The sequence below is a fragment of the Amycolatopsis sp. WAC 04169 genome, assembly GCF_003947535.1.
GTDB lineage: Bacteria > Actinomycetota > Actinomycetes > Mycobacteriales > Pseudonocardiaceae > Amycolatopsis > Amycolatopsis keratiniphila.
The window spans coordinates 547,839-567,290 of sequence record NZ_QHJI01000004.1 but is presented as its reverse complement, the minus strand read 5'-3'; the positions used below and the strand labels follow the sequence as shown (position 1 = coordinate 567,290).

Sequence of the window (19,452 nt, the reverse complement as noted above, 5' to 3'; positions counted from 1 at the left end):
CATGGAACAGTTCGCCATCGGCGGAGACCTGCCCGTACGCCGGATCGGTTTCGGTGCCATGCGCCTGCCGACCGAAGCAGGACCCGGACGTGAGCATTCGATCGCCGTCGCGCGGCGCGCGGTCGAACTCGGCATCACGCTGATCGACACCGCGCACATGTATGGCTGGGGAGCCAACGAGGAGTTGCTCGCCGAAGCGCTCCACCCGTATCCGGAGGACCTGGTGGTCACCACCAAGGTCGGCGTCCGGCGAGTCGACGGTGAGTGGAAGTACGACGCCCGCCCGGAATCCCTGCGCGTGCAGGTGGACGAGGGACTTCGGCGGCTGCGGGTCGAACGGATCGAGCTGCTGCAACTGCACCGCATCGACCCGGAGACCCCGCTGGCCGACCAGCTCGGCGCGCTGCGCGATCTGCGCGACGAAGGCAAGATCGGCCGGATCGGGCTCTCCGAGGTCACCGTCGACGAACTCGCGCGGGCGCGGGAGATCGTGGACATCGCGAGCGTGCAGAACCGCTACAGCCTGCTCGACCGTGAGCACGAAGCGGTGCTGGACGCGTGCGAGGCGGCGGGGATCGCTTTCCTGCCTTGGCGTCCGGTGCTCGGCGCCGCGTCTTCTGTCGGCGCCGAGCTCACGGCCGTCGCTTCGGAGCTCGGGGTGACGACGGCGCAGGTCGGGCTCGCGTGGCTGCTCGCGCGGTCGCCGGTGATCCTGCCGATCCCGGGGACGGCGAACGTCGCGCACCTGGAGGAGAACTTCGCCGCGGGGGACGTGAAGCTGACTGCTGAACACCTGGAGCGGCTCACGAAGGCTTGACGGCCTCCACCAGCACCCGCCGGGAGTGCGCGACGAACTTCCCGTCGGTCTCGATCACCCGATGGAGTTCCGCGAGCTTGTCGCGGTACTTCCCGGCCTCGAATCCCGGCACGATCCAGATCACCTTCCGGAGGAAGTGGACGACCGCGGCGAGGTCGAAGAACTCCATCCGCAGTTTCGCCGGTTCGAGGCGATCCACCCGGAGCCCGACGGCTTCCGCCTCGACCCGCAGGACGTCGGGCGTCCAGCCGCCGTAGTCCTGCGGGCCGAGGAAGAACTCCTTCAGCTCCCGCACGGTGCCCGCGCCGATCTGCTGCGACAGGAAGGTGCCGCCCGGACGCAGCACGCGGGCGATCTCCCGCCACGGATTCGCGATCGGATGACGGCTGCTCACCAGATCGAAGGACTCGTCGGGGAAGGGCAGGGGCGCGTCGTACTCGGCCTCGACCACCTGGCCGCCGAGGGGCGCGAGGTTCCTCCGCGCGACCTCGACGTTCGGCGGCCAGCCTTCGGTGGCGGCGAGGACCGGCGGCGGTTCCGGGATGCCCGCGAGCACCTCGCCGCCGCCGGTCTGCAGGTCCAGCCCGGCGGCGGCCGCCGCCATCCGCTCGCCGAGCAACCGCGAGTAGCCCCACGGCGGCCGTTCCTCCGTGGCCCGGCCTTCGAACCACGAGAAGTCCCAGCCTTCGACCGGGACGGCCTCTCCTTCGGCGAGCTGATCTTCGAAAGTCATCTCCGCAGTCTCGGCTCCCCGGCCCGGTGGGGCAACGCGATTAGCTAGCCGGCGTCGGTCGAGCGCTTCCAGAGGTTGATGTCGGCCTCGGTGGCGTAGCGATCGATCTCGGCCAGCTCCTCGTTCGTGAAGTGCAGGTTCTTCAGCGCGCCGACGTTGTCCTCCAGCTGGGCGACGCTGCTCGCGCCGATCAACACCGACGTCATCCGCGGGTCACGCAGGCCCCACGCGAGCGCGAGCTGCGCCAGCGTCTGGCCACGGCGCTGAGCGATCTCGTTCAGCGCCCGGATCTTGCCGAGGGTGCTCTCGGTGATCGTGTCCGGGTTGAGCGACTTCCCTTGCGCGGCACGGGAATTCTCGGGAACGCCGTCGAGGTAGCGGCTGGTCAGCAGCCCCTGGGCCAGCGGCGAGAAGGCGATGCAGCCCGCGCCTTCGGTTTCGAGCGTGTCGAGCAGCTTGTCGCCTTCGAGCCAGCGGTTGAACATCGAGTACGACGGCTGGTGGATGAGCAGCGGGGTGCCCAGCTCGCGAAGGAGGCGGGCGGCCTCGGCGGTCTTTTCCGACGAGTACGAAGAGATGCCGACGTACAGCGCGCGTCCGGACCGGACGGCGGTGTCGAGCGCGCCGACCGTCTCTTCGAGCGGCGTGTCGGGGTCGAAACGGTGCGAGTAGAAGATGTCGACGTAGTCCAGGCCCATCCGGCCGAGCGATTGGTCCAAAGAGGACAGCAGGTACTTGCGCGAGCCCCATTCGCCGTACGGGCCGGGCCACATGTCGTAGCCCGCCTTGGTCGAGATGACCAGTTCGTCCCGGTACGGCTTGAAGTCCGACGCCAGCAGCCTGCCGAAGTTCTCCTCCGCCGAGCCGTAGGGCGGGCCGTAGTTGTTGGCGAGGTCGAAATGGGTGATGCCCAGGTCGAACGCGCGCCGCGCGATGTCCCGCTGCGTGCCCAGCGGCTTGTCGTTCCCGAAGTTGTGCCACAGGCCCAGCGAGATCGCGGGCAGCTTCAGGCCGCTGCGCCCGGTGCGGCGGTAGGGGATGCTCTCGTATCGGCCCTCGGCCGCGACGTAGGTGCTCACGGCCCGATGCTAGCCGCCGTGAAGAGGGCGGCGACGGACGCGAGGTGGTCTTTGAACGCCGAAGGGCTCTCGACCTCGAAAGGCGCGCCGATGGCGGCGAGGATCAGGACCGGCCAGTCGAAGGTGTCGACGTTCATCGTCAGGCGGCAGGACGTCTCGTCGATCGCTTCGAGCGCGCCGCCGAGGTACCGCACCGCCGATTCGACCCGGTCCTTCGGCGCCTGCACCCGGACGACCAGCGTATGCGTGGTCGGCCTCGCCTTGATCTGCGCCTCGACGAACTTGACCGCGTCGCCGCCGGGGATCTCGCGCGGCCGGTAGCGGGCGCCGGTGGTGCGCGGCTCGCTGAGCCTGTCCACGCGGAAGGTGCGCCAGTCCACCCGGTCGAGGTCCCACGCCACCAGGTACCAGCGCCGTCCGAGCGAGACGAGCCGGTGCGGCTCGACCAGTCGCGCGGACTCCTCGCCACCGCGTGCCGCGTAGTCGAATTTCAACCGTTCGTCGTCCCGGCACGCCTGCGCGATCACCGTCAGGCTGGCAGCGTTGACCCGGGGACCCGTGACGGCCGCCGGCGTCGTGTACGCCTGGAGCGCGTCGACACGCCTGCGCAGCCGCGGCGGCATCACCTGGACGACCTTCGTCAGCGCCCGGACCGAGGTCTCCTCGATGCCCTCCACCGAACCGCTCGCCGCCGTCCGGAGGCCGACCGCGATCGCCACGGCCTCCTCGTCGTCCAGCAGCAGCGGCGGCATGACCGTGCCCGACCGCAACTGGTAGCCGCCCGCGACGCCGCGGCTCGCGTTGACCGGATAACCCAGCTCGCGGAGCCGTTCGACGTCGCGCCGCAGCGTCCGCTCGCTCACTTCGAGCTTGTCGCTCAGCTCGATCCCCGACCAGAAGCGGTGTGTCTGCAGCAGGGAGAGCAACCGCAGCATCCGCGCACTCGTGTTCGCCATGAATCCAGATTCGCTCGCATTCCGGTCAGAAAGTGGCCGGAATTGACTTTAGCGTTGTTCCCATGACGATGACACTGGACACCCCGAGCGGTGTGACCACGGAAAACGTGGAGAAGTCCTACCGCTGGCGCTGGCCCGCGCTGTTCGTGATCCTGACTGGCTCGGTGATGGAACTGCTCGACATGACGGTCACGAGCATCGCCGGACCGGTCATGCGGGCGTCGCTCGGCGGCGGCACGGCGATGATCCAGTGGCTCGGCGTGGCCTACACCCTCGCGATGGTGTCCGGCCTGCTCACCGGCGGGCGGCTCGGCGACATCTTCGGCCGCAAGCGCATGTTCCTGATCGGCGCGATCGGTTTCGTCGTCGGCTCGCTGTTCTGCGCGATCGCGGTGAACCCCGAGATGATCATCACCGCGCGGGTGGTGCAGGGCCTCTTCGGTGCCGCGATGGTGCCGCAGGGCCTCGGCATGATGAAGGAGATGTTCTCCGGCAAGGAACTCCAGTCCGCGTTCGGCATGTTCGGCCCGGTGATGGGGCTCGCCGCGGTCGGCGGGCCGATCCTCGCGGGCTGGCTGGTCGACGCCGATCTCTTCGGCACCGGCTGGCGGATGATCTTCCTGATCAACCTCCCGATCGGCGCGCTGGCTGTGCTCGCCGCGCTGAAGTTCCTGCCCGAGTCCCGTCCCGGCGGTTCGCTCACCCTCGACATCCCCGGTGCCCTGCTCGCGACCACCGGCGCGCTGCTGATCGTCTTCCCGCTGGTGCAGGGGCGTGAGTACGGCTGGCCGCTGTGGACGTTCGCGATGATGGCCGCCGCGGTCGTGGTGTTCGGCGTGTTCGCGTGGTTCGAGAAGCGCAAGAGCCGTCGCGGCGGTGACCCGCTGGTCGAGCCGAGCCTGTTCCGCAAGCGCAGCTTCCTCGCCGGGATGGCGACCGGGACGATCTACTTCGCGGCGTTTTCCGGTTTCGGTCTGGTCTTCACGCTGTATCTGCAGCTCGGGCTCGGTTTCTCGCCGCTCAAGGCGGGGCTGACCGGGGTGCCGATGTCGCTGGGGATGATCGTCGGGATGGGCCTGGTGCAGGCGGTGCGCAAGCACGGCCGCAAGGTGCTGCACACCGGCGCGCTGATCATGACCGCCGGTGTGGTCGCCCTCCTGCTGCTCCTCGGCCCGGAGACGGGTCCGTGGCTGATCGCGCCGGCGTTGCTGGTGGTCGGGATCGGCTCCGGGCTGATCATGGGACCGTACTTCGAGATCGCCCTGTCCGGGGTGGAACCGGCGGAGGCCGGATCGGCGTCGGGTGCGCTGACGTCGCTCCAGCAGGTCGGCGGCGCGCTGGGGCTCGCGTTGCTGGGCACGGTGTTCTTCGACGCGGGGACCGCCGACCCGACCGGCGCCGCCCAGCGCACGTTCTGGGTGGTCGCGGTGATGGTGATGCTCACCTTCGCGGTCGGGTTCCTGCTGCCGAGACGGATTCGCGACGTAGAGTCGGCCGGGTAGGCGATCGAGCTGGGAGGCCGCGTGGCTGGGACCGGGTACTTCACATCCGTCGAAGACGTGACGGCGAAGCTCGCCGACACCGGCTACCTGGCCTCCGCGGCCGTCGCCACCACGGTGTTCCTCGCGGACGCCCTCGGCAAGCCGTTGCTGATCGAGGGCCCCGCGGGGGTCGGCAAGACCGAGCTGGCGAAGGCGGTCGCGCAGGCGAGCGGCTCCCGGCTCGTGCGCTTGCAGTGCTACGAAGGCGTCGACGAGTCTCGCGCGCTGTACGAGTGGAACCACGCGAAGCAGCTTCTCCGGATCACCGCCGGCAAGGACGAGACGTGGGACGAAGCCCGCAACGACATCTTCGGTGAAGAGTTCCTGCTGGCCAGGCCGCTGCTGACGGCGATCAAGGGCGACGAGCCGACCGTCCTGCTCATCGACGAGACCGACAAGGCCGACGTCGAGATCGAGGGGCTGCTGCTGGAGGTGCTCGGCGACTTCCAGATCACCGTCCCGGAGCTCGGCACGATCACCGCCGGACGCAAGCCGTTCGTGGTGCTGACCTCCAACGCGACGCGCGAGCTTTCCGAGGCACTGCGCCGCCGGTGCCTGTTCCTGCACATCGACTTCCCCGACGCGGCGCTGGAGCAGCGCATCGTGCGGCTCAAGGTGCCGGGCGTCGACGACGCGCTCGCCGCGTCCGTGGTCAAGGTGATCACCGCGCTGCGGGCGATGGAACTGCGGAAGGCGCCGTCGGTCGCCGAGACCATCGACTGGGCACGGACCCTGCTGGCACTCGGCGCGGACAGCCTCGGCGAGGACGTCGTCCGCGCGAGTCTCGGCGTCATCCTCAAACACCAGGACGACGTCGTGAAGGCGGACGCGCGGCTGGAACTCGGCAAGGTCCTCGACTCGTGAGCGGCGTGCCGGGCAGGCTCGTCGAATTCGTGGAAGCGTTGCGGGAACACGGAATCCCGGCGGGGCCCAGCGAGACGGTCGACGCCGCCGCGGCACTCGAAGTGCTGGGCCTCGACTCCCGCGAGCAGATGAGGGAAGGGCTCGCGGCCGCGCTCGTCCGGCGCGGTGGCCAGCGCGCGGTGTTCGACGCGACCTTCGACATCTACTTCCCGCTCGGTGTCGGCGCGCCGTCGCAGGACCCCGTCGACGATCTGGCCGCGCTGCGCGACCGGCTCGCCACCGCGCTCGCGGCGAACGACCAGCCGGAGCTGACGCAGCTGGCCGGGCTCGCCGTCGACATGCTGGGGGAGTACGGCGGCACGGCGGGCAGCGGCGGCTGGTCGGCGCATCAGACGCTGGAACGGCTCCAGCCGCAGACGCTCGTGGTCCGGGTGCTCGAAGCGATCCGCGCGGGCGGCCAGGAGGAGTTCACCGACCGGCTGGATCGCGACGACGTCCGCCGCCGAGTCGAGGGTTTCCGCGGTCTCGTGCGGACCGAAGCACGGCGGCGCGTGGCTGAAGTCCGTGGCAGGGAACGGGTTTCGCGGCACGCCGTGCCGCCCGCCGCCGACCGCGTCGACTTCCTGCTCGCCAGCCGCGCGCAACTCGCCGAACTCCGCCGGGTCGTGCAGCCGTTGTCACGCAAGCTGGCCACGCGCTTGGCCGCCCGGCGACGGCGGCACGCGCGCGGGCACATCGACCTGCGCCGAACGCTGCGGCGCTCGTTGTCCACAGGTGGCGTCCCGATGCGGCCGTCGTATCGGCGGCATCGGCCGGGGCGTCCGGAAATCGTGCTGCTGTGCGACATGTCGGGCTCGGTGGCCGGTTTCGCGAACTTCACCATGCTGCTGGTGCAGGCCCTGCGCGACCAGTTCAGCAAGGTGCGGGTGTTCGCGTTCATCGACGCCTGCGACGAGATCACCCACCTCGTCGACACCGGCGCCGCCGATCCCGAAGACCTCGGCGCGCGCATCCTCGCCGACGCGGAACTGACCCGCTGGGACGGGCACAGCGACTACGGGCACGCGCTCGGCGAGTTCGTCGAGCGCTACTCGGACGCGGTGGGCCCCAGGACGTCCATGCTCATCCTCGGTGACGCCAGGACCAATGGCGGTGACCCGAACCTCGACGCGGTTCGCGGGATCGCCGCCGCGGCAAGGCATACGTACTGGCTCAACCCCGAGCGGACCGAGCTGTGGTCCACCGGCGACTCCGAGGCGCACGCCTACGCGGAGGTCGTCGAGATGTACGAATGCCGGAACGTGCACCAGCTGACCCGGCTGGTGACGCGGCTGTTGCCCGCCTAGGGCTTCAGGGCGGCCTTCCCATAGGCGTCGGCGTTGCTGAACACTTCCTGCCCGTACTGGGTGGAGTTGTTGTAGGTCAGCACCGCGGTCCACCAGCCGGCGGGGTCGCCGAGGTCGCCGCCCCGGGCGCACATGTACCGCGCGGTCGTCATCGCGGCGTCGTCGATGTTCTGCGGGTCCGGTGCGGCGCCGTCGCCGCTCGCGCGGACGCCGTACCGCTTCCAGGTGGCGGGCAGGAACTGCATCGGCCCGACCGCGCGGTCCCATTTGGGGTCGCCGTCGAGGGCGCCCTTGTCGGTGTCGACCACCGCCAGCACGCCGGGGGAGCCGTCGAGCGGGATACCAATGATCGGCGGCGTCACGACGCCGTCCTCGCCGGCGCGGGAACCGTCGTGCCGGGCGTGCTGGGACTCGGTCCGGCCGATCCCGGCGATGGTGGCCCAGGTGATCTCGCAACGCGGAGTGGTCTTCGCGGTCTTCTCGGCCGCGTTCACGTACGCCCGGAGCGCGCGTGAGGGGATGTCCGTGTTCTCCGACACCTTCGCGATCCAGGCGTCCTTCGCGGGCTCCGCGGGCAGTGGTCCGGCGTCGCCGGGGATGGCCGAACGCGGGGCGGGCTTGAGCGCGGGGACCTCGAATTCCGGCTTGACCGGCACCGGCTCACGGTCGTTGAGGCTGACCACGACCCAGACGGCACCGGCGACCAGGGCGCCCACGACCAGGAGCGCGAGCATCACGCAGCCACGCGGGCCACGTTTCCTGGGCGGCTGTTCCCACTGATCCATCAGGTCCAGGGTCGAAGGGGACGAAGCGGTCACCGGTTCCACGGTACGTGACGAATGTGGAGAACTTGTGTGGCCCGCCGTCCGGGTGATGCGGACCACGGCCCGCATTTCGTCCTCTGAATGCGGTACTTGCGCGTGCAACTACCGCAAGTAGAGGACCGACTGCGGGGTGCGATCGCCCCCTTTGCCCTGTTGACAGCGCTTCATCCGGATGGTGAGACTAGTCCGCGTTAGGAAGGTTTCTTAACAAGGGCTCGCCGCGCCCCCGCTTCACGGAAAGCAACGACGCTTCTGAAGGAGACACAAAGTGGTACGCCCAAGATGGCGGGCGGCGCTGGTCACGGTGCTCGCGGCCGCCTCGGTCCCGATCTCCGCCCAGGCCGCTTCCGCGGCTCCCGTCCGATACGAGTCCGAGAACGCGACGATCTCGCGCGGCGTGGTCGAAGCCAATCACACCGGCTTCACCGGATCCGGGTTCGTCAACTACGACAACGTCACCGGTAGCTACGTCGAGTACACCGTCAACGCGGCGCAAGCGGGCCCGCACACGCTGACCTTCCGTTACGCCAACGGCACCACCGCCAACCGCCCGCTCGACATCACCGTCAACGGCTCCATCGCCGTCGACGACCTCGGGTTCGCCGGCACCGGCGCGTGGACGAGCTGGAGTACCGTCACCACCACGGTGAACCTCGCCGCGGGCAGCAACAAGATCCGCACCACCGCCGTCACGTCGAACGGCGGCCCCAACGCGGACTCGCTGTCGGTCGAAGGCGGCGGCGGTCCCGGTGTCGGGACGCCGGTGTCCATCAACGGCAAGCTCCACGTCTGCGGCGTCAAACTGTGCAACCAGTACGGCAAGCCCATCCAGCTGCGGGGGATGAGCACGCACGGGATCCAGTGGTACAGCCAGTGCGTGAAGACCGCCTCGCTGGACGCGCTGGCCAACGACTGGAAGGCCGACATCCTGCGCGTCGCCATGTACATCCAGGACGACGGCTATGAGAGCAACCCGCGCAAGTTCACCGACATGATGCACAACTACATCGAAGAGGCGACGAAACGCGGGATGTACGTCCTCGTCGACTGGCACCAGCTCGACCCGGGCGACCCGAACGTGAACACCGACCTCGCGAAGACCTTCTTCACCGAGATCGCCCAGCGGCACAAGGACAAGGTCAACATCATCTACGACGTCGCGAACGAGCCGAACGGCGTCAGCTGGGCGGACGTGAAGCGGTACGCCGAAGAGGTCATCCCGGTGATCCGTGCCCAGGACCCGGACAGTGTCGTCTTCCTCGGCACGCACGGCTGGTCGACCTTCGGCGTCTCCGACCAGCGCGACGAGACCGACATCCTGAACAACCCGGTCAACGCCACCAACATCATGTACACGTTCCACTTCTACGCGGCGTCGCACCAGGACGAGCACTACGACGCGCTGGCGCGGACGGCCGACAAGCTCCCGGTGTTCGTCACCGAATTCGGCACCCAGACCTACACGGGTGACGGCGGGAACGACTTCACGTTCTCGCAGAAGTACCTGGATCTGCTGGCCGCCAAGAAGATCGGCTGGACGAACTGGAACTTCTCCGACGACTTCCGCTCCGGTGCCGTGTTCAAGACCGGAACCTGCGCCGGGAACTCCTTCACCGGCACTTCGATGCTGAAGCCCGCCGGTGTCTGGGTGCGGGACCGCATCCGCACGCCGGACGACTTCCCGACCGGCTGACCCCTCGCGTTTCGTCCTCTGAATGCGGTACTTGCACGCGCAAGTACCGCATTCAGAGGACTAATTGCGTTACGAGAGCCAGGCGTCGATCTCGGCGTGGAGGGAGCGCTTGAGGTCGGCGGGCGCGAAGGACGCGTCGACGGCAGCGCGGGCCAGTCCGGCGAGCGCGTGATCGTGGTAGGCGAACGCTTCCCGGGTGCGCAGGAATTCGTCGGTCAGCGTCGTTCCGGTGATCGAGGGGACGTCGGTGCTGAGGGTGACCACGAGCCCGGCGTCGACCAGCCGGGGGAGCGGGTGCTCCTCGAACGACGGCACGAGGCCGAGCGTCACGTTCGACGACGGGCAGACCTCCAGCGCGATTCCGCGTTCCCGCACTTCGGCGACCAGTGCGAGATCCTCCAGGATCCGGATGCCGTGGCCGATCCGCTCGCTGTGCCCGACTTCCAATGCCTCGCGGATGCTGGCCGGGCCGGCGTCCTCCCCGGCGTGGTGGATCAGGTGCAGCCCCGCCTCCTCGGCCTCGTCACAGATCCCGGCGAACGGCGCGAGCGGGTACTTCTCCTCCCCGGCGAGGCCGATCGCGAACACCCCGTCCGGGGCGTACCGGCGGGCGAGGTCGAGGGTGAGCCGGGCGCGTTCGACCGGACGGCGGCGCGAATGGTCCAGGATCATCCGCCAGTGGAGGCCGTGTTCGGCGGCACCCGCCGACAGTCCTTTGAGGACGGACTCCAGCGGCATGTCCGGCTCGCCCACCCGTTCGCCGTGCGAAGCCGCCGTGAAGGTGACTTCGGCGTAGCGGACGCCGTCCGCGACCTGGTCCTCGCAGAACTCCCGCGCCACCCGTTCGAAGTCCTCCGGTCTCCGCAGGCAGGACCGCAGCAGCCCGTTGTAGTCACCGAACGCGCGGAACCCGTCGAACACGGGTTGCTCCGCGGGGACGGCGATGCCGTTCGCCTCGCCGATGTCACGGAGCGTGTCCGGCCGGATGGTGCTCTCGAGGTGGACGTGCAGATGGGCCTTGGGCAGCAGCGAAAGATCCCGCATGAGCACGAATTTAGTGGCCGGGACCCTCGCCGCGCGCCCCGTTTTCCGGCGGTCGTCATCCGAAATGAGTGATTCGGCTCGCCGCGGGGAACCCAGGAGCCGTCACCGGTCGTTGAGCAGGACAACCAGACGACCCCGAGGAAAGGGACCACAGTGCCTCTACTGCGGAAGTTGACCGCCCTGGCCGGCACCGCCGGGGCCGTGCGCGCCTACGTGCGGAAGAACCCCGAGAAGGTCTCCAAGGCCGTGAACAAGGCCGCGACCTTCGTCGACCACAAGACCAAGGGCAAGTACCACAGCCAGATCAACGGCGCGGTGCGCAAGGTCGACGGGATGACCGGGCGGCCGCCGCGCCGACCCTACGAGCACTAGGCGTCGGCGAGCGTCTCGAGGATCTGCTCGCCGTATTTGGCGAGCTTGTTCTCGCCGACGCCGCTGACCGTGCCCAGCTCCTGCAGCGTGGCCGGCCGTTTGGTGGCGATCTGGCGCAGGGTCGCGTCGTGGAAGATCACGTACGCGGGCACCCCCTGCTCCTTCGCCGCCGCGGCCCGCCACGACCGCAGCAACTCGAACACCGGCGCCGCCTCGGCGGGCATGTCGGCGGCCGCGGCCTTCTTCGCGCTGGAGCGGGCCGCGGCCTTCGCCGCCCGCTCCGGTTCACGCCGCAACTGGACCTTTCGCGTCCCGTTCAACACCTCCGCGCTGCCCTCGGTCAGCACCAGCGAGCCGTAGTCGCCCTCGACCGCCGCCAGTCCCTGCGCCAAGAGCTGCCGCACGACGGCACGCCACTCCGGCTCCTTCAGCTCCGTGCCGATCCCGAAGACCTTCAACGTGTCGTGCCGATGCTGGGTCACCTTCGGGGTGGACTTGCCGAGCAGGATGTCGATGATCTGCCCGGCGCCGAATTTCTGCCGCCGCTCGTTCTGCAGCCGGACGATGGTGGAAAGAAGCTTCTGCGCCGGGATCGTGCCGTCCCACGTCTCCGGCGGTGCCAAGCAGGTGTCACAGTTACCGCAGGGCTCGCTCCGCTGCCCGAAGTAGCTCAGCACCTGCACACGGCGGCATTCGACCGTCTCGCACAGCGCCAGCATCGCGTTGAGGTGCGCGCTCAGCTGCCGCTTGTGCGCGTCGGACCCCTCCGAGGTGTCGATCATCTTGCGCTGCTGGACGACGTCCTGGAGGCCGTACGCCAGCCACGCTGTCGACGGCAGCCCGTCGCGGCCCGCGCGACCGGTTTCCTGGTAGTAGCCCTCGACGGACTTCGGCAGGTCCAGATGCGCCACGAACCGGACGTCCGGCTTGTCGATGCCCATGCCGAAGGCGATCGTCGCGACGACGATCAGCCCGTCCTCGCGCAGGAACCGCGACTGATGCTTCGCGCGGGTTCGCGCGTCGAGCCCGGCGTGATAGGGCACCGCCGGGATCCCGTTCTCCACCAGGAAGTCCGCGGTCTTCTCGACCGAATTCCGTGACAGGCAGTAGACGATGCCCGCGTCGCCCTTGTGCTCGGTGCGCAGCAGCTCCAGCAGCTGCCGCTGCGGTGAGTTCTTGCCGACGATGCGGTACTGGATGTTCGGCCGGTCGAAGCTCGCGACGAAATGCCGCGCGTCCTCCAGGTTGAGCCGGGACGCGATCTCGGCGTGCGTCGCCTTCGTGGCCGTCGCGGTGAGCGCGATCCTCGGCACGTCCGGCCAGCGCTCGTGCACCGCGGACAGCATCAGGTAGTCGGGACGGAAGTCGTGACCCCACTGGGAGACACAGTGCGCCTCGTCGATCGCGAACAGCGAGATCTTGCCGCGATCGAGCAGCCGCACCGTCGACTCGACCGAAAGCCGCTCGGGCGCCAGGTACAGCAGGTCCAGCTCGCCGGAGAGGAACGCGGCCTCGACCCTGTTCCGCTCGGCGTAGTCCTGCGTCGAGTTCAGGAACCCCGCGCGCACGCCGAGGTTGCGCAGCGCGTCGACCTGGTCCTGCATCAACGCGATCAGCGGCGAGATCACCACGCCGACGCCCGGCCGCACCAGCGCGGGGATCTGGTAGCACAGCGACTTCCCGCCGCCGGTGGGCATGAGGACGAGCGCGTCACCGCCTGCGATGACGTGTTCGACGATGGCGTGCTGGTCGCCGCGGAAGTCGTCGTAGCCGAAGACGCGGTTCAGCGTTTCAAGGGCTTCCGAGACTTCCGAGGTACCGATGTCGGGGGCTGCCACCCGGACGATTCTAGGGGCGGGGTCCGACAGTCCCCGCGCGCCTAGTCTCCGGCGGCCTTCCGCCGTTCACGGCGGCCGCGGGCGATCTCGGTGGCGAGCGCGTCGAGCGGCCCGGTCCAGAACCGCCGGTACTGCTCCAGCCAGCCGTCGATCTCCTTGAGCGGGCCAGGATCGACCGAGTACAGCCGTCGCGCGCCCTCGGCGCGGACCGTGGTGAAGCCGTTTTCGCGCAGGACGCGCAGATGCTGGGAGACCGCGGGCTGCGAGATCCCGAACTCGGCGCGGACCACGGTGGTCACGTCGCCGGAACTCTGTTCCCCGCCCGCCAGCAGTTCCAGGATCCGGCGGCGCACCGGATCCCCGAGGACGTCGAACGCGTGCATCCGGCAACTATCACGGCCTGGGCTTATATAAGTCAAGGTTGCAAGGCCGGGGTCACCTCTCGGTGGCATCGTGGGGCTGGAGACGCCGGAAGGGGAATCGATGAAACTGGCCGAAGTGGTGGCCGACGGGTTCGGCCGCGTCCGGGAAGTGGTGCACGCCGCCGTCGAGGGGCTGGACGCCGATCAGCTGATCGCGAGCCCGGCGCCGGGTGCGAACACGATCGCGTGGCTGGTCTGGCATCTGGCCCGGGTGCAGGACGATCACGTCGCCGACCTGATGGGTACCGAGCAGCTCTGGACCGCGCAGGACTGGGTCGGCCGCTTCGGGCTGCCCTTCCCGGCGTCGGACATCGGGTACGGGCATCGCCCCGAAGACGTCGAGGCGGTCCGTGTCGGCTCCGCCGACCTGCTGACCGGGTACTACGACGCCGTGCACGAGGCGACGGCGGCCTGGGTCGCCGGACTCGGTGAGGCCGATCTCGACCGTATCGTCGACGAGGCCTGGGACCCGCCCGTCAGCCTCGGGGTTCGCCTGGTCAGCGTGCTGTCCGACGATCTCCAGCACGCCGGGCAAGCGGCGTACGTCCGGGGGCTCGTACTCCGCGATACGTAGCCGAGGTGCCGCTCCACGACGGACGACGGGAGCCTCGCCCGCGGAAACACTGGTCGCATGAGTACTTCCACAGTGCGGCGACCGCTCACCCCGCGGTGGCGGAAACTCGTCCTCGTCGTCCATGTCGTTTCGTCACTCGGCTGGCTCGGGATCACCATGGTGAACGCGGTCCTGACCTTCACCTCGGTGTTCACCGACGACGCGCGGCGCCAGCACGCCGCCATCCTGATGATGGAGCAGATCGGCGGTTACCTCCTGCTGCCGGTCAGCCTGACCGCCCTGGTCAGCGGGATCGTGCTCAGCGTCGGCACGAAATGGGGGCTGATCCGGTACAAGTGGGTGGCGATCAAACTCGTGCTGACCCTGATCGCCGCCGGGCTGACGTTGTTCTCGCTGCTGCCGGGGATCAGGGAGCTGGCTGTCGCGGCGGAGTCCACTATGGACGGTGTGTTCGTGGAGGCGGGGCGTCGCGTGGACGGGTTCTATCCGATCATCGTGTCCACGACGATGTACGTGACCATGACCGTGCTGTCGGTGTACAAGCCGGGCGGCAAGACGCCGTACGGACGCCGGGTGACCGCCACGCGGCTTCGTGACCGGCAGCCTGCCTAGAACTGTTCTAGCGCATCGTCGATACGCGCCGCCTCGGCGCGCAGATCGTCCAGGACGGTCTGCGCGGACGCGGTCTCGCCGTTCGCCGTCTCTTCCTCGAGTTCGGCGTCGGCGAGCCGCCGCCGGAGGTCGTTCGCCTTCTCCGTGGCCTTCTCGGCGCGGCGTTCGGCGCGGGAAAGGTCGATCTCGGCCTGCTTGCGGGCCTTCGCGAGGTCGGCCGCCTCGCGCCGGAGCCGGTTGAACTCCGCCACCCGCTGCTGTTCGCGTTCGGCCTCTTCGCGGGCCTTGTCGATCCGCTCCTGTTCGGCCTTCTCGGCGGCCGCGCGCTTCGCCTTCCGCCGATCGTCCAAATGCGACACGGTGGCCGGTTTTTCCCGTTCCGGCGCGGGTTTCCGCTTCGGTTGCGGGATGAACCCACTGGTCAGCCATTGGTCACCCGAACTGTCCGCGCCGCTGCTCAGCCGTCCGGCCAGGGCGAGCGCCGCGACTTCGGGATCGGCCACGACGGCTTCGAGGGTGGCTTCGACTTCGCGGCTGACGGACTCGCTCATCGAGCGTTCGTCCCGCAGGATCCGGTTCACCAGCTCCTGGCGCCGCCGGGCGAGCTTGCGGAGGTCTGCACCGGCCAGCGCCGAATGCGCCTTGCGGAGCTCGTCGCCCAGCTTGGCCAGCTCCGCCAGCTCGGGGGACCCGGCGCGGCGGTTGAGGATCGTGGCGGCGAGCGTCGGCTTCCGCAGGGCGCGGATCCGTTCGGCCAGGGCCGCGTCACCCGCCGCCTTGGCCTCTTTCGCCCGTTGGTTGCGCACCGCGACGAACTCGGCCGGATCGCCGGCGTAGAGCTCGTCCGCGACCTCGTCGAAGTCCATCGTCCTCCGCAGGTTTCAGTGGCCGTACACGTCCGCCGATGATCCCACGAGACCCGGCGGCTTTCACCTTTTCGGAATTACCCGGAGCCGGACGGACCAAGGGGAGATCGGCACTTTGGAGGTGGCGCGGCCCGGGCGGCGGAACAACGATGAGCAGCGGGGGAAGCCAACAGCCGCTGGAGGTACGAATGTCCGTGACCGAACGCGCTCCCGTTTCCCCGCAGGCCGATTTCCTCGGCTCGGGGCCCTATCCGGAACACAAAGGGCGCATCGTCTTCTGGTCCGTCCTCGCCGGCTTCGCGTTGACGGTGATCTGGTCGGCTCCCTTTGTGGACAGTGTGATCGGCGACAGCGTCGCCAACACCCTCCTGGGACACGACGCCAAGGCGACCCCGATCGGCGGGGTGCTGGCCGGAACGTTCTTCGCGTTCGTCTCTGGCCTCGCCGGAACCTTCACCGCGTGCAACATCGCCGCCTTCGGTGCCGTCGCCCCGCTTGTCGGCGGAGGAAGCACCGGACGGCCGAAGTTCACCCACACCTTGAAACCGCTCGGCTGGATCGCGGCGGGAATGCTGACGGTTTCCGTGGTGTACGGCGTCATCGTCGCGCTCGTGGGCACCCGGATGCCGCAGTTCTCGACCGTCTCGTCACCGGGCGGGCTCACGCCGCGCAACATCCAGTCGATGATCGTCTACGGCGTGATCGGGATCGTGTTCATCGTGCTGGGCCTGGCTTCCGTCGGCCTTATCCGCAATCCGATCGCCGGTCTCACCCGCCGGTTCCCGCCCGCGCCGCTCGTCCTGATGGGCGCGCTCATCGGCGGTTTCCTGGTCGGCAGGCCGTTCCCGCTGTTCCGGATGATGTTCCGCAGCGCGGCCGAGAGCCACAACGTCTTCTACGGCGCCGCCGCGTTCGCTTTGCAATCGGTCGGCAACATCCTGGTGATGGCGCTGTTGTTCCTGGTGCTCACCCACGGCACCGGCGGGCGGCTGCAGCGATGGATGCTCGCGAAGCCCACCAGGATCGCCGTGGTGACCGGCGCCGCGTTGCTGGTCGCCGGCACGTTCACGCTGCTGTACTGGGATCTGCGGGTGCTCGGCCGGACCGGCGTGATCTGGTATCCGACCATCAAGTGGTGAACAGCCGCGCCAGCACCTGCTCGACCGAGTCCTGAAGGCACCTCGCCGCGTCCTCCCGGCCGGCGAGGTGTTTCAGCAGGCCTTGCTGGAACAGGCCGTCGAAGAGCGCGTACGTCGTCGATGGTGCGAAATCCGCCGGTTTGCCCAGCAGTTCCGCGTACCGGGACACGACCCGCCAGATCATCAGTTCGAGTGCCTCGTCGATGGCCAGCACCTCGGCCTGGAACAGTTTCTCGAACAGGCTCTGGTTGCGCAGGTCGTACCAGAGCCGGTGCAGCCGGGCGTTTTCACGCAGCGTGGCAGCGGTCGCGGCGCCGAAAGCGGTCTTCAGCTCTTCGGCCGTCTCCGCGGTCTCGACCATCCGGTCGTATCTGGTGACGCATTCGGCCTTGTACTGCTTGACGCAATAGGTGATCAGCTCGGCCTTGTTGCGGAAGTAGTAGTGCAGCACCCCGTGGGAGAACTCGGAGTTCTGCGCGATCTCCCGCAGGCTCGTGCGCGCGTAGCCCAGTTCGGACAACGTGACCAGCGCCGACATCGCCAGCTGCGCGCGCCGTTGGTCGAATCTGTCCACCTGGCGGGTTTTGTCACCACTGCGGTCCGCCACGTCGGTCACGATTCCCGGTTCCCGTCGCCTCGGGTGCCCGCCGTCCACGGGCACGTCGTCGGATTCTAGACCCGGGAAGGGTTTTCTGGCGCCCGACAGAATTACTCGAGCCATTCGGTGATGAAATGGTCGCTTTCGTGGATGTGGACGGCTTCGTAGACTTCCGGGCCGATCACGGCGAACTTGTGCGGTGTCTCCGCGGGCACGACCAGGACGTCGCCCGCCCCGCCTTCGCGCTCGGAATCGCCGATGGTGAACCTCACCCGGCCGCGGATGATGACGAAGGTTTCCGGATACGGGTGCTGGTGCAGCCTCGGCCCGGAACCGTCGACGTCGGTTCGTTCGCGGATGATCGAGACTCCGGAACCGATGTCGCGGCCTTCGACGTTTTCCAGGGTATCGGTGGTCATTCCGCCACTGTAACCCTGCTCGCGGGCACCGTGGGCCTATTCGCCGCGGTCGACCACGAACGCCGAAAGGCCGACGAGCAGTGCTCGGGCGGGCCGGTCGGGGAGGCTGAGCGCGAGGTCCTTCGCCTTGGCCGCGTACCCGTGTGCCTCGGCGAGGGCACGCACGACTCCGGCGGAATCGCGCAGGAGCCGCAGCGCCTCCTGGCGGGTCGCAGGATCGGAAACCGGCCCGTGCCCGATGATCTCGCGCAACCGGGCCGCGCCGGGCCCTTCGTCGTCGAGCGCGTGCAGCATCGGCAAGGTGACGATGCCCTCGCGGAGATCCGTGCCCGCGGACTTGCCGAGGTCGGTGCTGGACGCCGAGATGTCGAGGACGTCGTCGGAGATCTGGAACGCCACCCCGATCAGTTCGCCGTACTGGCCCAACGTTTCGATGGTCCGCTCATCCGCGCCCGACACCTGTGCGCCGAGCCTGCCTGCCATCGCGATCAGCGACGCGGACTTGTCGGCCATCACCTGGATGTGGTGCTCGTAGGGCGCGTGACGGCCGCAGTCTTCGAACGGCCCTGTCGTCTCCAGGAACTGGCCGCGCACGAGCCTGCCGAACGTCTCCGCCTGCGAGCGCAACGCGTAGTCGCCGAGCCCGGCACCGACCCGCGCCGCGCAGGCGAGCACGTAATCGCCGATCAGGACGGCTTTCTTGTTGCCCCACAAGGAGTTCGCGCTGGTGACCCCGTGCCGCATCGGCGCCTCGTCCATGACGTCGTCGTGGTAGAGCGTCGCGACATGGACGAGCTCGACGAGTACGGCCGCCGAGATCGCCTCGTCCCGTCCGTCGCCGAACGCGGCTCCGGCCAGCGCCATCAACGGGCGTAACCTCTTCCCGCCCGCGCGGACGAGATGGGTGGCGGCTTCGGTGAGCTCCGGCTGCCCTGGGCTGTGCAACACCTCCTGAAGTCTCTCTTCGACCCGGGCGAGCCCGGTGCGGAGTTCGGCGGCGAACCTCCTGTGCCGCTCGAGGGCCGGGTCCAACCCGAGTTCCGTGACGATCGTGGTCGTGTTCACGACCTCCAGCCTCCGGGCCGGAGGTGCGCGACCGCCTGACGCGCGGGAGGGAGATCGCTCCCTCCCGGGAGGGAAACCGCCCGGTCAGAAGGGCGGCTCCGGATTTCCGGCGGCCACCGGCGTTCGCTCCCACGCGCCGTCCGACGGCGTGCCCGCCGAACTCCGGCCCGCCTTGTTCACCTTCGCCGTGGCGTAGCGCAGCGACGGGCCGATCTCGTCGACGTCGAGCTCGACCACCGTGCGTTTCTCGCCCTCCTTCGTTTCGAACGATCGCTGTTTCAGCCTGCCCTGCACGATCACCCTGGTCCCCCTGGTGAGCGATTCGGCCAGGTTCTCCGCGGCCTGCTTCCACAGCGCGCAGCGCAGGAACAACGGATCTCCGTCACGCCATTCCCCGCTCGCGCGGTCCAGGACGCGTGGCGTCGACGCGACCGTGAAATTCGCTACCGCGGCTCCCGACGGGGTGAACTTCAGCTCCGGGTCGGTCGTCAGATTGCCGATCACCGTGAGCACCGTTTCTCCGGCCATGGGACTTGCCTCCTCTGCTCCGCGCGCGGCCCCGGACGGGCCTGCTGTCGCCTGGGAACAGGAGACCACCGGGGTACGACAGTTTTCGGCGTCCCGCGGCGACCGGATGTCAGGAAAGGGCC

General features: G+C 68.8%; 21 protein-coding genes. 9 read left to right on the top strand and 12 right to left on the bottom strand.

Going from position 1 to position 19,452, the window contains the following annotated elements; all coding sequences use genetic code 11:
* Position 1 precedes the first annotated feature (1 nt).
* Entirely contained in the window at positions 2 to 817 is an 816-nt protein-coding gene (locus tag DMC61_RS11685; RefSeq protein ID WP_125689160.1) for an aldo/keto reductase, read from the top strand.
* Here DMC61_RS11685 and DMC61_RS11680 read toward each other — a convergent pair.
* The 3 genes from DMC61_RS11680 to DMC61_RS11670 are packed head-to-tail and all read right to left on the bottom strand — an operon-like array spanning position 804 to position 3,585.
* Entirely contained in the window at positions 804 to 1,550 is a 747-nt protein-coding gene (locus DMC61_RS11680) for a class I SAM-dependent methyltransferase (RefSeq protein WP_125689158.1), read from the bottom strand. The two genes, DMC61_RS11685 and DMC61_RS11680, sit on opposite strands and share 14 nt — an antisense overlap.
* Before the next feature lie 44 nt (positions 1,551 to 1,594).
* A complete protein-coding gene (gene mgrA, locus DMC61_RS11675; RefSeq protein ID WP_063276577.1) occupies positions 1,595 to 2,629 on the bottom strand; it encodes an L-glyceraldehyde 3-phosphate reductase in 1,035 nt (344 codons plus the stop codon).
* A complete protein-coding gene (locus DMC61_RS11670) occupies positions 2,626 to 3,585 on the bottom strand; it encodes a YafY family protein (protein ID WP_233594779.1) in 960 nt (319 codons plus the stop codon). Before DMC61_RS11670 ends, mgrA begins: the two co-directional genes overlap by 4 nt.
* 62 nt (positions 3,586 to 3,647) lie before the next feature.
* On the opposite strand from DMC61_RS11670, the gene DMC61_RS11665 reads away from it, so the two are divergent.
* From DMC61_RS11665 to DMC61_RS11655, 3 genes are read left to right on the top strand one after another with little or no spacing between them, the layout of a single operon-like run.
* On the top strand, positions 3,648 to 5,087 hold the full coding sequence (locus tag DMC61_RS11665) for an MFS transporter (protein WP_125689156.1): 1,440 nt from the start codon (positions 3,648 to 3,650) through the stop codon (positions 5,085 to 5,087).
* Positions 5,088 to 5,108: 21 nt separating this feature from the next.
* Complete coding sequence (locus tag DMC61_RS11660; protein ID WP_005155088.1) at positions 5,109 to 5,990, top strand: MoxR family ATPase; 882 nt, start codon at positions 5,109 to 5,111, stop codon at positions 5,988 to 5,990.
* The gene (locus DMC61_RS11655) at positions 5,987 to 7,336 is read left to right on the top strand and encodes a VWA domain-containing protein (protein ID WP_125689154.1); all 1,350 of its coding nucleotides are present in this window, start codon (positions 5,987 to 5,989) and stop codon (positions 7,334 to 7,336) included. The genes DMC61_RS11660 and DMC61_RS11655 overlap by 4 nt, the downstream gene beginning before the upstream one ends.
* Here the strand turns inward: DMC61_RS11655 and DMC61_RS11650 are convergent.
* On the bottom strand, positions 7,333 to 8,154 hold the full coding sequence (locus DMC61_RS11650; RefSeq protein WP_233594778.1) for a lytic murein transglycosylase: 822 nt from the start codon (positions 8,152 to 8,154) through the stop codon (positions 7,333 to 7,335). The two genes, DMC61_RS11655 and DMC61_RS11650, sit on opposite strands and share 4 nt — an antisense overlap.
* Positions 8,155 to 8,428: 274 nt before the next feature.
* Between DMC61_RS11650 and DMC61_RS41620 the strand changes: the two genes are divergently transcribed.
* On the top strand, positions 8,429 to 9,853 hold the full coding sequence (locus DMC61_RS41620) for a cellulase family glycosylhydrolase (protein ID WP_125689150.1): 1,425 nt from the start codon (positions 8,429 to 8,431) through the stop codon (positions 9,851 to 9,853).
* A 69-nt stretch (positions 9,854 to 9,922) separates the two neighbouring features.
* Here DMC61_RS41620 and add read toward each other — a convergent pair whose 3' ends face one another.
* Positions 9,923 to 10,897 (bottom strand): adenosine deaminase, encoded by a 975-nt coding sequence (gene add, locus DMC61_RS11640; RefSeq protein WP_125689148.1) that lies wholly within the window; start codon positions 10,895 to 10,897, stop codon positions 9,923 to 9,925.
* A gap of 153 nt (positions 10,898 to 11,050) precedes the next feature.
* Here add and DMC61_RS11635 point away from each other — a divergent pair, with 153 nt between their 5' ends.
* Complete coding sequence (locus tag DMC61_RS11635; RefSeq protein ID WP_125689146.1) at positions 11,051 to 11,269, top strand: antitoxin; 219 nt, start codon at positions 11,051 to 11,053, stop codon at positions 11,267 to 11,269.
* Here the strand turns inward: DMC61_RS11635 and recQ are convergent.
* Together recQ and DMC61_RS11625 are read right to left on the bottom strand one after the other, a co-directional pair.
* Positions 11,266 to 13,107, bottom strand: a complete 1,842-nt coding sequence (recQ, locus tag DMC61_RS11630; RefSeq protein WP_199749958.1) for a DNA helicase RecQ — start codon at positions 13,105 to 13,107, stop codon at positions 11,266 to 11,268. The two genes, DMC61_RS11635 and recQ, sit on opposite strands and share 4 nt — an antisense overlap.
* A 41-nt stretch (positions 13,108 to 13,148) precedes the next feature.
* Complete coding sequence (locus DMC61_RS11625; RefSeq protein WP_125689144.1) at positions 13,149 to 13,490, bottom strand: helix-turn-helix transcriptional regulator; 342 nt, start codon at positions 13,488 to 13,490, stop codon at positions 13,149 to 13,151.
* Between the two features lie 100 nt (positions 13,491 to 13,590).
* Between DMC61_RS11625 and DMC61_RS11620 the strand changes: the two genes are divergently transcribed.
* Together DMC61_RS11620 and DMC61_RS11615 are read left to right on the top strand one after the other, a co-directional pair.
* Positions 13,591 to 14,103: a DUF664 domain-containing protein gene (locus DMC61_RS11620; protein WP_043848267.1), complete on the top strand. Its 513-nt coding sequence runs from the start codon at positions 13,591 to 13,593 to the stop codon at positions 14,101 to 14,103.
* Positions 14,104 to 14,160: 57 nt separating this feature from the next.
* On the top strand, positions 14,161 to 14,715 hold the full coding sequence (locus DMC61_RS11615; RefSeq protein ID WP_233594777.1) for a hypothetical protein: 555 nt from the start codon (positions 14,161 to 14,163) through the stop codon (positions 14,713 to 14,715).
* Here DMC61_RS11615 and DMC61_RS11610 read toward each other — a convergent pair.
* Complete coding sequence (locus tag DMC61_RS11610) at positions 14,712 to 15,581, bottom strand: hypothetical protein (RefSeq protein ID WP_125689142.1); 870 nt, start codon at positions 15,579 to 15,581, stop codon at positions 14,712 to 14,714. The two genes, DMC61_RS11615 and DMC61_RS11610, sit on opposite strands and share 4 nt — an antisense overlap.
* Positions 15,582 to 15,769: 188 nt before the next feature.
* On the opposite strand from DMC61_RS11610, the gene DMC61_RS11605 reads away from it, so the two are divergent.
* Positions 15,770 to 16,720, top strand: coding sequence for a hypothetical protein (locus tag DMC61_RS11605; protein WP_125689140.1), 951 nt, complete (start codon positions 15,770 to 15,772; stop codon positions 16,718 to 16,720).
* Here DMC61_RS11605 and DMC61_RS11600 read toward each other — a convergent pair.
* The 4 genes from DMC61_RS11600 to DMC61_RS11585 form a co-directional block, all read right to left on the bottom strand.
* Positions 16,710 to 17,336 (bottom strand): TetR/AcrR family transcriptional regulator, encoded by a 627-nt coding sequence (locus tag DMC61_RS11600; RefSeq protein WP_125689432.1) that lies wholly within the window; start codon positions 17,334 to 17,336, stop codon positions 16,710 to 16,712. The two genes, DMC61_RS11605 and DMC61_RS11600, sit on opposite strands and share 11 nt — an antisense overlap.
* A 92-nt stretch (positions 17,337 to 17,428) precedes the next feature.
* Entirely contained in the window at positions 17,429 to 17,737 is a 309-nt protein-coding gene (locus DMC61_RS11595) for a cupin domain-containing protein (RefSeq protein WP_016335881.1), read from the bottom strand.
* A 36-nt stretch (positions 17,738 to 17,773) separates the two neighbouring features.
* A complete protein-coding gene (locus DMC61_RS11590; protein WP_125689138.1) occupies positions 17,774 to 18,802 on the bottom strand; it encodes a polyprenyl synthetase family protein in 1,029 nt (342 codons plus the stop codon).
* An 84-nt stretch (positions 18,803 to 18,886) separates the two neighbouring features.
* On the bottom strand, positions 18,887 to 19,330 hold the full coding sequence (locus DMC61_RS11585) for a single-stranded DNA-binding protein (RefSeq protein WP_016335879.1): 444 nt from the start codon (positions 19,328 to 19,330) through the stop codon (positions 18,887 to 18,889).
* Positions 19,331 to 19,452 lie beyond the last annotated feature (122 nt).